The organism is Fibrisoma montanum, from assembly GCF_003583365.1.
In the GTDB taxonomy this organism is placed as follows: Bacteria; Bacteroidota; Bacteroidia; order Cytophagales; family Spirosomataceae; genus Fibrisoma; species Fibrisoma montanum.
In genome coordinates this window covers 548136-562375 of record NZ_QXED01000001.1, presented here as the reverse complement: position 1 = coordinate 562375, position 14240 = coordinate 548136, and the positions used below count along the sequence as shown (strand labels likewise).

8 protein-coding genes are annotated in these 14240 nt (G+C 55.6%); all 8 read left to right on the top strand.

The annotated features are described in order from the left end of the window. Positions 1-44 precede the first annotated feature (44 nt). The 8 genes from DYU11_RS02355 to DYU11_RS02320 all read left to right on the top strand — a co-directional run bounded on the left by DYU11_RS02355 (position 45) and on the right by DYU11_RS02320 (position 14219). The gene (locus DYU11_RS02355) at positions 45-809 is read left to right on the top strand and encodes an SDR family oxidoreductase (RefSeq protein WP_199736680.1); all 765 of its coding nucleotides are present in this window, start codon (positions 45-47) and stop codon (positions 807-809) included. 127 nt (positions 810-936) lie between these two features. Then, positions 937-1677, top strand: a complete 741-nt coding sequence (locus DYU11_RS02350; protein ID WP_119666025.1) for an IclR family transcriptional regulator — start codon at positions 937-939, stop codon at positions 1675-1677. 985 nt (positions 1678-2662) lie between these two features. Continuing rightward, positions 2663-3262: an RNA polymerase sigma-70 factor gene (locus tag DYU11_RS02345; protein ID WP_229365669.1), complete on the top strand. Its 600-nt coding sequence runs from the start codon at positions 2663-2665 to the stop codon at positions 3260-3262. A gap of 64 nt (positions 3263-3326) precedes the next feature. After that, positions 3327-4337, top strand: coding sequence for a FecR family protein (locus DYU11_RS02340; protein WP_119666023.1), 1011 nt, complete (start codon positions 3327-3329; stop codon positions 4335-4337). A gap of 20 nt (positions 4338-4357) precedes the next feature. Next, the gene (locus DYU11_RS02335) at positions 4358-7864 is read left to right on the top strand and encodes a SusC/RagA family TonB-linked outer membrane protein (protein WP_119666022.1); all 3507 of its coding nucleotides are present in this window, start codon (positions 4358-4360) and stop codon (positions 7862-7864) included. A gap of 7 nt (positions 7865-7871) precedes the next feature. Beyond that, the gene (locus DYU11_RS02330) at positions 7872-9608 is read left to right on the top strand and encodes a RagB/SusD family nutrient uptake outer membrane protein (RefSeq protein ID WP_119666021.1); all 1737 of its coding nucleotides are present in this window, start codon (positions 7872-7874) and stop codon (positions 9606-9608) included. A gap of 19 nt (positions 9609-9627) precedes the next feature. After that, positions 9628-12444, top strand: a complete 2817-nt coding sequence (locus DYU11_RS02325) for a SusC/RagA family TonB-linked outer membrane protein (RefSeq protein WP_119666020.1) — start codon at positions 9628-9630, stop codon at positions 12442-12444. Positions 12445-12479: 35 nt separating this feature from the next. Next, entirely contained in the window at positions 12480-14219 is a 1740-nt protein-coding gene (locus tag DYU11_RS02320; RefSeq protein WP_229365668.1) for a RagB/SusD family nutrient uptake outer membrane protein, read from the top strand. Positions 14220-14240 lie beyond the last annotated feature (21 nt).

Below are 14240 nucleotides of genomic sequence, written 5' to 3'. Positions count from 1 at the left end.
AAGATTTAGTATTGCAACAACTATCACAATGTTAGACTATGTCGATTACTACGTTATTTTCACTTACTGGAAAAGTGGCTCTTGTTACGGGGTGCAAACGCGGAATTGGTAAGGCAATGGCGCTTGCACTGGCTGAAGCCGGAGCGGATATCATAGGTGTATCAGCATCGCTGGAGCGTTCAGGAAGCCAGGTTGAAGAAGAAGTACAGGCGCTCGGGAGGCAGTTCAGGGCTTATCAGTGCGATGTGAGCAACCGACAGGCGCTGATGGCCTTTATCGACCAGGTGCGTCAGGATGTGCCGGTTATTGATATTCTTGTTAATAATGCGGGTACCATTCTGCGCAAGCCGGCTGCCGAGCACCCTGATGAGTACTGGGATACGGTGCTGGAAACAAACTTATCGGCGCCGTTTATCCTTACCCGTGAGATCGGGCGTGACATGCTGACCCGGGGGTCCGGTAAGGTTATCTTTACGGCATCTCTGCTGACGTTTCAGGGCGGGATCAATGTGCCCGGCTATGCCGCCAGCAAAGGGGCTATAGGTAGTCTGGTGAAAGCATTTGCCAATGAATGGGCAGGATCAGGCGTGAACGTGAATGCCATCGCTCCGGGTTATATCGACACGGATAATACCGAAGCCCTGCGTAACGATCCGGTTCGCAGCCAGGCCATCCTGTCGCGCATACCGGCCGGCCGCTGGGGAACCCCCGACGATTTTAAAGGAGCGACCATCTATCTGGCGTCGGCCGCATCGGACTACGTTCACGGCACGATTCTGACCGTCGACGGGGGCTGGATGGGGCGATAAAATGTGTGATAGAAGTCAAATCATGTAGGACGCAGATTGTCAGGATTTTTATGATTTGTTAAGGTGGCCTATCATAATTAACCATACTAATCATGACAATCTGCGTGCTATATAAGCAGTTACCATCATGGTCCTAGTTATTGTCAAAGCGTTCAACATACTCGAATTCGTAGCCCGCGACCCGACTAAAGCCCATTCGCTGACCGAAATTGCTGAGGCTATGCAGCTCCATCAGGCTACGTGCGCCAACATCCTGAAAACGCTGGTTGAAATCAACTACCTGGAGCACCTGGGGCGTAAGAAAGGCTACCGGCTGGGGCCAATGGCCTATAACCTGACCAATAACTCGTCGAACGGCCCGACGCTGGTGCTGGCTGCGGCCGAGGTCATGGAAGAACTGACCCGCCGATTGAACGAAACCTCGATTCTCGGCGTAATTCGCAATTACAAGCGCTACATCATTCACCTGGTGAACAGTGACCAGGACTTACAGGTACGTAGCCGCAGCGAACGAAATGTGTACGAAACGGCGAGCGGGCGCATTTTGCTGGCATTTATGTCGGAAAAAGAACGGGCCGGTTTTGTGCAGGTAGTGGGGTTACCATCGGCGGGTATCTGGCCCGGTGCCGAAACGGCCGAAGGTCTGGAACAGGCGCTGGCCGAAATTCGAAAGAACGAACTGGTTGTTACCCACTCGTCTTCTCACATCGTGGGGTTTGCCGTGCCGATCCGGAAAGGCGATCAGGTGGTCGCCAGCCTGAGTATCTTTTTACCTGAAATCCGGTGTTCGACGGAGCGGAAACGGGAGCTGGTTATTGCCCTGCGGGACGCGTCGTCGGCGATTAACGACCGGTTGAAACAAGCGTAACGATGCGTATACCTGAGAAGCCGACTGGTGTTTGGGACATGGTCGGCCGGCGGACTCATCCCTGATTACAGCCTGAGGCTGGCGAAACACCTGCCCGTTTCCACGTAACGAATCGACAGAACGCATTAGGTTCTTGCCCACCTCCGGGTCAGAAAACTTGGTGCTCTCTCTTCCCGAACCTCCCGGAATGAGTGCTTGTAAATCGCGTTAATCCGCTCGTGTTCGGCTCCTGACAACTACGTACTCAACGACAGTAAGCCAGCTATTGACCCCCTCCTGATGAGCACAGCCGACAGCCGTATGATGCTTGTTCATCACACTCCCCCTTTATTCCAACGTATTGATCCGACACATACGAATAAGTGATGTAAAGACATCAGCCTGAGAGCCGCGTCGTTCATGGGTCAGGTAGCTGATTTATGTATAGTCATACTATAGTGCAATTTCTACGTAGCGATCTGGAAATAATAGTACTCTGTAAAAATATTGTTCAAAACTTTTGCATTCTATTCCCTTATAGTATAGTATTGTATCGTTGAACTAGTTATTTTATAATAATATAGTATTAAGAGCTCAACAGGTAGTATCAACTAGACTTTCAGCATGACCTAGAGGGCAGAAACCGGTTTTTTCTGACCTCGTACACCCGCTCCTGAAGCAGAAAAGGACAGCTGGATCTGATGCTTGTCCAGGGTGGAAAGTCATCCTCTTCGTATGATAAGCAGAGCGGAATTAACTAATTAATTCAACATAAAATACCTCTTATCTGCACGGAGACCCGGTTTTCTGCAAAAAGATGGTGAAAAATTGCAACCTCTGTAAGTGCTTTTGTGGATGAACTTGTCTTATCTGAAAAGGCACTGGTAATTCCTACTCATAACCATTGATGTGGCCTACTACCATGAATCCGGCGAAATCTATACCGTTCACTTCCGATGAAGATCAACTACGGATTGGGTATTCCAGCCCGTCAACTGATACGCGGATGACTATCCCGGAAGACGATGAACTGTTCATCCGAAAGACGATGGGCGAGAACCCGAAATTAGGTGTAGAGTTGCTGTTTCGCCGGTACTACCAGCCCATGTGCAGCCACGCCGTCAAGTTTGTCGGGTCGAAGAGCGTGGCCGAAGACCTGGTATCGGATATTTTCTACCAGTTCTATCAGCAGAACATTTTCGCCGACATCACCACGTCTTACCGATTCTACCTGCTCCGGACGGTCCGCAATCGCGCTTTCAACTATCTGAAACAACAACTCAACCGGCAGACGGTCGACGAAGACACTGACGAAGTTGGCAACATGACGGCGTCGAGCGGTGAGTCGCCGGACTCACTCATTCAGTTTGAAGAACTGTACCATGACGTCCAGAATGCCATCAATGACCTGCCCATCGACCGACGCCGGATTTATCTGCTGAATCGGTTTGAAGGCAAGAAGTACCAGGAGATTGCCGATGAACTACAACTGTCCATCAAGACCGTTGAAGTGCAGCTATACCGGGCTAACAAGCACATTCGCAGCCTGCTGAAACGAAAATGGTACCTGCTGTTGTGGGTACTTACCAGCCTCTTGTATCAATAACCACGGGCAGTTGTAAGTGGAACAGGGAACTCCGGTTGTCTTTCCATTAAAAGCATCGGACAGGATGACGATCACGAAAGAACTCATATTCGACTATTTGGCCGGGAAGGCGTCTGCCCTGCAAAAGCAGATGATCGAAACCTGGCTACGGGATCAGCGTAATGAAGAACTGTTTTACCAGTATCTGATTGAGTACGAAACGCTGCTGCCTACCTATACTGCCGACGTTGATCAGGCCATTGATAAGTATCATCAAATGCTGAAACACGTCGGCTCGGCCGAGGTACCCGAAATCAGCCATACTACGGTGGTGAGGACCCGGCCTATCTGGCTGCGCTGGTCGATTGCCGCGGCCGTTACCCTGCTGCTGATGACGTCGGTCTGGGTCCTGCGCAACCAGTGGCAGTACGAATCCTACCAAACCGCTTACGGACAGACACGGAACATTACGTTGCCCGACGGCAGTACGGTTGTACTGAATGCGAACTCCCGGCTTCGGGTGCCGCGCTTTGGCTTTACATCCGGCCCCCGTGAGGTGCTGCTGGAAGGAGAGGCTCTGTTTTCGGTGATGCATACCAAAACACACCAGCGATTCATAGTCCGGACGGATCAACAGTTTCAGGTTGAGGTACTCGGCACGGTGTTCAACGTCTTTGCGCGGCAGCGGGGTGGCAAGGTGGTGCTGAATCAGGGAAAAGTAAACGTACTGTTCACCGGGAAGGTGTCCAGAAATAAAGTGACGTTAAAGCCCGGTCAGCTGGTTACGATTGATCCGCAGCGCATCCGGGTCGGATCGACGCCCGAGCCGGAGAATCACGCGGCCTGGTGCGACAACCGCTACGTATTTGACAAAACCACAGTACAGGAAATCGGCTACCTCCTCCGCGAAAACTATGGCCTGACGATGACCTCAACCGATAAAGAGCTACTGGCCCTGACCATCTCCGGTTCTTATTCGGCCAATAACGCCGGCGAACTGCTGCAACTCCTTGAAGAAACGCTTGGTATTTCGACCAGCCGCCAGGGCGATACGGTCGTTATTGCCCGCCCCACCGTACCCCAACCGCTCCAATAAGCTTTGAAGCCCTTATCAATATGAATCGATACGTTTACAGGCAATTCCAGTTGATCGGCTTATCGGCGCTCCTGTGCACGAGCGACCTTGCCGTGATGGCGCAGACGAATAATCTGGCCAAGTACGAAAAGAATGCACCCGCTCCTGCCGTGAGCCTGAAGGATGCGTTGAACTCACTAAAAGAGCATTACAAAGTTGATATCGTTTTCGGCGATCAGGTCATTGAGCAGTATACCGTTTCGCCGGGGATCATCAATTATAGACAGTCCGTTGAAAAGAATCTGGAGGCCGTTCTGAGCACATCGGGGCTGAAATTCCGAAAACTCAAGAATGGTACCTATGCCATTGTCGGCCGTATGTCGGGTCGGCGGGGGGCTTCGCTTGGTGTATCGGAGGCAAAAACACCAATCGCGCTGACGAGCCTCAGCGAGCATCTGCCGATGCTGCCCCAGACCATTAGTACGGAAACGGGCCGTGAGCCGGAAAAAGTAGCCGACAATCCGGTCCGGGGGAAAGTAACCGACGAAAAAGGCGAAGGCCTGCCGGGGGTAAACGTGACCATCAAAGGAACTACCCGCGGCACAACCACCGACGCATCGGGAAACTTCAGCCTGCCCAACATCGAGAAGAACACAATACTGGTATTTAGTTTCATCGGCTATACGCCGAAAGAGATCATCGCTGATGGCAAACCCATTCTGAACGTCTCCCTCACCGAGGAGTCAAAATCCCTAAACGAAGTGGTGGTGGTTGGCTTTGGTACGCAGAAAAAAGCAACCGTAACCGGAGCCATTGCAAACGTCACGACGAAAGACCTAGTCCAGTCGCCGGTGGCTAACATCAGTAACTCGCTCGTGGGCCGAATGCCGGGTCTGTTTGCGGTGCAGGCCAGTGGTGAGCCCGGCAACGATGCTTCTACGCTCCGCATCCGGGGCGTCAGTACGTTCTCGGGGGCTGCCGACCCGCTTATTCTGGTCAACGGCATTGAGGTCAGTAACTACAACAACATCGACCCGAACGAGATTGAAAACCTGACCATTCTGAAAGATGCCAGCGCCACGGCTATCTACGGGATTCGGGGGGCCAACGGCGTAATCATCATCACCACCAAGCGGGGGAAGGTGGGTAAGCCGCAGCTCAGTTACACGGCTAACCTGGCGGTTACCAGCTTTACGAACCTCCGCAAGGGGATGGATAGCTACAATTACGCCCGGCTCTACAACGAAGCACTCCGCAACGATGCCTACGTAACAGGCGCGGTATATACCCCACGCTTTACGGAAGCGGATCTGGCCAAGTACCGCTCCGGCGAAGACCCGGTTTTTTATCCCAACACCGACTGGTATGCGCTGGTGCTGAAACCGCAGGCCCTGCAAACGCAGCATAACCTGAACCTCAACGGCGGCACCGAGAAAGTACGTTACTTTGTGTCGGCGGGCTTTTTCAGCCAGGGCGGGCAGTTCAACAATACGGACCTGATCAAGGAATTTGACGCCAACCGCAAATACAAACGCTACAACTTCCGGTCAAACTTCGACTTCGACGTTACCTCGAAACTGAAGGTGTCGCTGGATGTTGCTTCGCAGACCGAAAACCTGAGCGGTGCCAACTGGCCGACCGTCCGTGTTATCGAAGGCATTGGCAAAGCCAACCCCTTGACCTCACCGGGCTTCATTGGCGACAAACTGGTCAATCTGCCCGGTCTGGGAACGGTTGTTAACCCGCTGGCCGATATGTTCGGGCAGGGCTATAACCGGCAGTTCCGGAATTTCCTGCAAGGGTCGGTACGGGTCGACTACCTGCTGGATTTCCTGGTACCGGGTCTGAGCGCTACGGGGATTCTCAACTACCAGAACAACAACACCGAAACCCTCACCAACCTGCGGCCCCTGATTACGTACAATGCCGTTCGGCTGCCAGATGGTACGGTCAACCTGATTCCGCAGAACATTGAACAACCCTTTTCGTTCGGCCAGAACATCGGCAAAAACCGGCGGACCTACGCGCAGTTTGGCTTTGATTACAAGCGTAATTTTGGTGACCACAGCGTAACGAGCACGGTCAACTACAACCAGACCAAATACTTCGATCCGAACCTGGCGTTTCTGGTGCCCAATGGGTACCAGGGCGTTGTTGGCCGGGCTACGTATGGCTACAAAAACCGGTACCTGGCTGAGTTCACCTTTGGCTACAACGGAACCGAAAATTTTGCGCCGGGCAAACGGTTCGGATTCTTCCCGGCGTATTCGCTCGGGTGGGCCGTTTCGGAGGAGCCGTTCTTCCCGAAAAACGACGTGCTGACCTACATGAAAATCCGGGGTTCGTACGGCGAAGTGGGTAACGACCGGATTGGGGGCGACCGCTTCCTGTACCGGCCCTCGGCCTATACGCAGTCCAATAATCCGGCTGGGTACTTCTTCGGTGAGACGGGCAGCACCATAACCGCCTATACCCGCGCTATTGAAGGTCGTCTGGGCAACCCCGATGTTACGTGGGAGCGGGCCGTCAAGCAGAACCTGGGTCTGGAACTCTCGCTCTGGAAAAGTAAGATCAGCGTAACGGCCGATGTGTTCAGCGAAGACCGAAACAACATCCTGGCTAACCTCGGAACGGTGCCCGCTACGGTAGGCGCTACGTTGCCCGCCTACAACCTGGGTCGGATGCGCAACCGGGGCTTCGACGGCGACATAACCTATAACGACCGCATCGGCCAGTTCAACTTCACGGTGCGGGGTAACTTCACCTTCGCCCGCAATAAGGTGCTGTTTCAGGATGAAGTACAGCGGCCTTTTACTTACCAGTATCGGACGGGGCAGCGGTTTGGCCAGTACTTTGGTCTGATTGCCGATGGCCTTTACAATACGTGGGAAGAAGTCAACGATGCCAGCCGCCCCGTTTCGGCCTGGAATAACAACCGCCTGCAGCCCGGCGACATCCGCTACAAAGACGTCAACGGCGACGGTATCATCAACGAAGACGACGCCGTTCCCATTGGCTACTCCAACTTCCCCGAGAAAATCTTCGGCGTTTCCCTCAGCGGGGGTTACAAAGGTTTCGACTTCTCGGTGCTGTTTCAGGGTGCCAGTAACGTATCGCTGGCCTATGCCCGTCGGCAGGTGCGCGGCTGGTTTGAAAACTCCGGTGCAGTGGATTACCTCATCAATAGCTGGTCGGCCGAACGCTACGAGCAGGGACAGACCATCTGGTTTCCCCGCGTAACGACCGGCGCCGATGAGAACCACAACAACAAAATGTCAACGTACTGGGTGCGCGACGGCAGCTACGTCCGGCTTAAAAACGCCGAGATTGGCTACAACCTGCCCAAAGAAATGCTTTCGCGGCTGGGCCTTAGCTCGACGCGCATCTTTGTGAGTGCCAACAACCTGCTGACGTGGAGTTCGGTATTCCCCGGCGTCGACCCCGAACAGTCGGGAACCCCGCCCGGCAGCACCATCGGTGGTACGACCAACGAAGAACCGTATCCGCTGACCCGCACCATCAACTTTGGCCTAAACCTCCGTTTCTGAAGCAACCATGAAATCAGCACTAAAAACACTATTGGGTGGTGTGCTATGCCTGACCGTAACGGCCTGCGACAAACCCATCGACCAGTTCCTGGATAAAGCACCGGGCGTAGACGTTAACGAAAGCACTATTTTCTCGTCGCGCGTTCAGTTGGAAACCTACATTGCCGGAACTTACCGGCTTGGGATTCATTCGCCGTTTCATTACAACGATGCCAACCTGATTTCGACTTCGCGGCTGTTCACCATCGACGCGGCAATAACCGACGAAGCAGAAAGTGAGGTAACGTTCATGCATACCGAGTCGTGGAATGCCGCCGACATTACCCCCACCAGTGCGCCGGCAGGTCGGGAGGATGAGCGGTTCTTTATCCGCTGGACGGCCATCCGGAACGCCAACATCATTCTGGAACGGCTCAACGACGTACCGGGCCTTGAAGAAGCCTACAAGAACCAGGTAATCGGCGAGGTGAAATTCATCCGGGCGCTCAACTACAGCGAGATGCTGAAGCGCTACGGCGGGGTACCCATCATTGACAAGCGGTTTCAGTTGACCGACGACTTCAAGGTAGGCCGCAGTTCGGTTGAGGACGTAGTGAACTTTATCGTGGCTGACTGCGACGACGCGATTGCCAAACTGCCCGCTACGTATCCGTCGACGTTCCGGGGGCGGGCCACCAAAACGGCCGCTCATCTGCTCAAATCACGGACACTACTGTACGCGGCCAGCCCGCTGTTCAACGCGGCAACGCCCTACCTGAACATGCCTAACGCGGCCGATAATAAACTGCTGTGCTACGGCAATGAAAACAACAGCCGCTGGCAACTGGCGGCCGACGCGGCCAAAGCGGCCATCGATGCGGCTTCGGCGGGTGGCTTCTCGCTCGTTACGGATAAGGGCGTGGACAGGAACTACAAGTTTGTCTGGGAGCAGCCCGACAATGCCGAAATCGTTCTGGCTGAAAAGGTGTACAACACCCGAGCCCGTACCCAGTTTCCGTACTACGGCATGGCTCCCTCGTCGATTGCCAATGCCTGGGGGGGCGTATCGGTCATCCACAATTTTGTCCGCAAATACGAAAAGCGCGATGGAAAGCCACAGACCTGGCCGGGGGGGACTGACCTGCTGAAGAAATACGCTGAACTGGACCCCCGCTTTGCGCAGACGGTTGGCTACACGAGTTCGCGCTACAATGGCGACGTTCAACTGCTGGAAACCTTCCAGGGCGGGCGCCATGCCGCCGACTGTGAGGGTGGGGCCTGGCTGAAAAAGTTTATCCCCGACGCGGTTTCGGCCGGTACGCCCAATGCCACCTACAACGGAATTGTTTTCCGGCTGGCCGAAGCGTACCTGAACTATGCCGAAGCCCTGAACGAAGCGCAGGGGCCGATGCCGGCCGCTTTTGAGGCCGTAAATCTGGTTCGTCAACGGTCGGGGATGCCGCCACTACCGGCCAGCCTGACCAAAGAGCAGTTCCGTCAGCGGATTCGGAATGAGCGCGACATCGAGCTTGCCTTCGAGAATCACCGCCTGTGGGACATCCGGCGCTGGAAGGTTGCCGAGCAGGACGGTGTGATGCAGGGCGCCATGCAGGGACTTCGGATCACCCGCGTAACGGGCAGTACCGACTTTGCCTATCAGGTGTACACTTTCGAAAACCGGACTTTTTTGCCCCGGATGTACCTGCACCCGTTCCCGAATTCGGAAGTATTCAAAGGCTACCTCGTTCAGAACCCTGGCTACTAACTCCTTGCTGCTGAACCTTATGAACACCAAACAATACTATACCTTACCTTTACTGCTGTTGCTGGCCGGATTGAGTTCGTCCGTTCGGGCGCAGCAGAGCAGCCCGGATTCTCTGGCCGAAATCCAGGTAGAACGCACCGCCCTTCAGCCGATTGGCTACGGCCAGCAGCTTGCGTGGCGCGTGTCGAGTGCCATCTCGACCGTTGCCGGCCGGGATCTGGAGAAGAACTTCACGACCAATCTGGCCAATACGCTCTACGGTCGCCTGCCGGGCCTGACGGTCGGGCAGGTCGGCGGGGAACCCGGCAACGATTCGCCTTCGGTGCTGGCGCGGGGTGTCAATACCTTCGGGCCGGGCCGCGACATGCTGATCATGGTCGATGGGTTCGAGAGTACGTATGAGCAGCTGGTGCCCAGCGAAATCGAGAGTGTTACGTTGCTGAAGGATGCCTCCGCTACGGCTATTTACGGCCTGCGGGGAGCCAACGGCGTGTTGCTGGTCACCACCAAGCGGGGCGGTAACGGACCGCTGGTGATTAATGCGAGCACACAGCAGGGTTTTCACACGGCTACCCGACTGCCGCAGTTCCTGGGTTCCTACGACTACGCCCGGCTGTATAACGAAGGGTTGCAGAACGACGGGAGAGCGCCGTTATATACTGATGCCGCGCTGGACGCGTACCGCTCCGGTAGCGACCCGTATTTCTATCCCAACGTGAACTGGTACGACGAAGTACTGAAGAAAACGGCACCCATCTCCAACTACAACCTCAACTTCCGGGGCGGCAGCAATACAGTACGCTATTTTGTGCTGCTCAACGCCATCCGAAGCAATGGGCTGTACAAAAACGTGGGCGATATGAACGAAGAAAGCGTGAACTCACGGTACTCGCGCATCAACTTCCGGTCGAACGTCGACATCAACATTACCGACCGGCTGTCGGCATCGCTCACCCTGGGCGGAACCGTCGAAGACAAAACCAACCCGGCCGCCAATACAACCGGTGCGTTCTTTAACTCACTCGCTACGTTGCCGCCCAACTCGTTTCCGGTGTACAACGCCGACGGATCGTTTGGTGGTACCGGTGCGCTGAGCAACCCGCTCGCTAATCTGCTGCAAACCGGTTCGTACACCTCCAATGGCCGTACGCTTCAGTCGACGCTGCAGCTGACCGAGCAACTGGACGCCATTCTGCCGGGCCTGAGCATTACGGGCGCGGTATCGTTCAACAATTTCTTCCGGAGTTATTCCAATAAGTCCAAGACCTACGAACGCTTTGCCGCCACCAAAAATGCAGCCGGCGAAACGGTGTACACCCGCTTTGGGCAGAACACCTCGCTCGTGGGCAACGAAGCCAACTCCGACCAGTGGCGGAACATGATTCTGCAGGGCATGCTGAACTACGTCCGCACCTTTGGCAAACACGACATCTCGGCGATGCTGCTGTATAACACAAACAGCTATACCAACATCAATAACACGACAACGGCCATTGAGAGCCTGCCTTACAAGCACGTAGGCATGGGTGGACGCGTGACGTACACCAACGCGAACAAGTACATCGGCGAACTGTCGTTTGGCTACATGGGCTCCGAAGCGTTTCCGAAGAGTAACCGCTACGGATTTTTTCCGGCGGCCTCGGTGGGCTGGGTGGCCTCCAACGAAGCCTTCCTGAAAGACAATGCGCTGGTGAACTTCCTGAAGATACGGGCCTCCTACGGCCTGACCGGTAACGACCAGCTCGCCGGAACCCGCTTTATGTTCGATCAGCGGTATCCGTATACGGCCGCGTATTTCCTCGGAACGGCCAATACCCAGGCGCTAGGTCTGGCCGAAGGGCAGCTCGCAACACCCGATCTGCGCTGGGAAACGGAGCAGAAGCTTAACGTCGGCGTAGAACTGAGTCTGGCCCGGCGGCTGGACGTAACGCTGGATGTTTTCCGGCAGCGTCGGTACGATATTCTGGCTATGCCCAACCGCACGGTACCGCAGTACACAGGCGCGACACTGCCGATGCTCAACATCGGTAAAGTGAACAACAGCGGTTTTGAGGCTACGGTCCGGTACAGCAGCAAGTCGAATAGCCCACTCCAGTACTCGGTGGAAGCCGGTGCGTGGTACGCCCAGAACAAAATTATTGAAAACTCGGAGGCCATTCGACTCTACGACTACCAGTACACCACCGGCCGACCCGTTGGGCAGCCGTTCGGGCTGGAAGCCATCGGCCTCTTCCGCGATGCCGCCGACATTGCCGCCAGCCCCCGGCAGATTTTTGCACCCGTGCAGCCGGGAGATATCAAGTACAAAGATCAGAACGGCGACGGCCTGATTGATGGTAACGATACCCGGCCGATTGGCAGAACGTCGGTGCCGACGCTGACCGTCAGCCTGCACCCACGGCTGCAATACCGGAATTTTGATCTGGAACTGCTCTTGCAGGGCGTAACGGGCCGCACGGCTTACTTTGGCGGTTCGTACTTCCACGCCTTCCAGAACAACGGTCAGATCAGCGCCATTGCACTGGACCGCTGGACACCCGAAACGGCGGCCACCGCTACGTATCCGCGTCTGTCGGCCAGCAACAACCTTAATAACTTCCGGTACTCGTCGTTCTGGCAGCGCGACGGCAGTTTCGTGAAGCTGCGGAGCATCGAACTTGGCTATACGCTGCCGCTGAACCTGACGGAAAAGGTCCGGCTGACGAACGCCCGGGTGTTTCTCAACGGCACCAACCTGTTCTCGCTCGACCGGCTGGAGGGGTACATCGACCCCGAAGTAGCCAGCGGCTATCCGGCGCTGCGGACGCTCAGTGCCGGTCTGCGGGTGCAACTGTAAACGTCATTCCGGAGAAATAAACGACGCCAGTGGGAATGACACAACTGACAATCAAAGACTTGCCGATCGCCATGAAACGCCTTATACCTTTTTTCATACTAGCCGCCGTTATCGGGCTGAGTAGCTGCGAAGACCTGGAACGTGAACTCATCACGGATATCTCCGGGCAGCAGCTCATCCGGTCGTACGACTACACCCTGAACCGGCTCAACTCCATTTATACCGACGTGCCGGCCGGGTATCTGCAGATTGATGGGGCCATGACGGCTTCGGCAACGGACGAGGCCGAGCATACGCTCGAAACCTCCAACGTTCAGAAGTTCAACAACGGCTCCTGGAACGCCATCGACAACCCCGAAAACCTGTGGGGCAACCTGTACCGGGGTATCCGGAAGGCCAATCAGTTTCTGGTCGCTACGGACAGCATCAACCTCGACCAGTTCCGGCTCGACCCGGCTCCAACCGCGCAGACAACCTACCAGAATCGCCTGAACGACATCCGGCGCTGGAAGTATGAAGCGCGGTTCCTGCGGGCCTATTTCTATTTTGAACTGGTGAAACGGTACGGTGGGGTGCCGCTGTTTACAAAAACACTAACGCTCGATGAAAACTTCGCGGCCGTAAAGCGCAACACCCTGGCGGAGTGCATCAGCTTCATTACGACCGAATGCGACTCGGCCGCCCGTAACCTGCCCGTAACCTACCCGGCCACTGATTTGGGCCGGGCCACGCGCGGAGCCGCTCTCTCGCTGAAAAGCCGGGTGCTGCTCTATGCCGCCAGCGACCTGTTCAATACGTCGTCCTGGGCGGGTGGCTACAACAACCCCGAACTGATTACACTCCCCGCGGGCGACCGCGCAGCGCGCTGGAAGGCGGCTGCTGATGCGGCCAAAGCCGTGATTGATCTGGCGGGTACCGGCTATACGCTGCATAACAACTACCGGAATCTGTTCATCACCAACAGCTACACGCTTCCCGAAGTCATTTACGCCCGGCGTAACGGCGCTTCCAATGAATTCGAGCGGGCCAACTACCCAATCGGCTACGACCTCGGCAACAGCGGCACGACGCCTTCGCAGAATCTGGTCGATGCATACGAGATGAGCAACGGTACCCGGTTCGACTGGAACAACCCGGTTCATGCCGCCAACCCGTATGCCAACCGCGACCCGCGCCTGGGCCTGAACATCATTCTGAACAACAGCAGCTACAAAGGTCGGCCCGTTGAAGCCTGGATCGGTGGCCGCGACGGCCGGGGGGTGGTCAATGCAACGCGGACGGGGTATTACCTCAAGAAGTACGTCAACGAAAACCTGAACCTGCTGCTCAATAACACCAGCGTGTACTCGTGGAATATCTTCCGGCTCCCCGAGATTTTCCTGAACTACGCCGAAGCCCTGAACGAATACGCGCCGGGCAACGCCGACATCAAAACCTTCGTCGACCGCGTGCGGACACGCGCTGGAGTAGCCCTGCCTGCGCTGCCGGCGGGTCTTTCGCAGGCGGAGATGCGCGAACGCATCCGCAACGAACGCCGGGTTGAACTGGCGTTTGAAGATCACCGCGGCTGGGACGTTCGGCGGTGGATGATCGGTCCGCAAACGCTGGGCGCTCCGCTGATGGGCGTGGAGATTACCCGCCGGACTGATGGTACCTTCCAGTACAAGCCCGTGGAAGTGGAGAAGCGCGTGTTTGAACCCAAAATGTACCTGTATCCTATTCCGCAGGGGGAGTTGAACGCGTCGAAAGGACTGGTTCAGAACCCCGGCTGGTAAACTATACCCCTAACCGAATTA

Bases quoted from the DNA above. Each gene is read 5' to 3' on its own strand.
- DYU11_RS02350 (WP_119666025.1), top strand. From the start codon at position 937: ATGGTCCTAGTTATTGTCAAAGCGTTCAACATACTCGAATTCGTAGCC.
- DYU11_RS02340 (WP_119666023.1), top strand. From the start codon at position 3,327: ATGACGATCACGAAAGAACTCATATTCGACTATTTGGCCGGGAAGGCG.
- DYU11_RS02325 (WP_119666020.1), top strand. From the start codon at position 9,628: ATGAACACCAAACAATACTATACCTTACCTTTACTGCTGTTGCTGGCC.
- DYU11_RS02335 (WP_119666022.1), top strand. From the start codon at position 4,358: ATGAATCGATACGTTTACAGGCAATTCCAGTTGATCGGCTTATCGGCG.
- DYU11_RS02330 (WP_119666021.1), top strand. From the start codon at position 7,872: ATGAAATCAGCACTAAAAACACTATTGGGTGGTGTGCTATGCCTGACC.
- DYU11_RS02345 (WP_229365669.1), top strand. From the start codon at position 2,663: ATGACTATCCCGGAAGACGATGAACTGTTCATCCGAAAGACGATGGGC.
- DYU11_RS02320 (WP_229365668.1), top strand. From the start codon at position 12,480: ATGACACAACTGACAATCAAAGACTTGCCGATCGCCATGAAACGCCTT.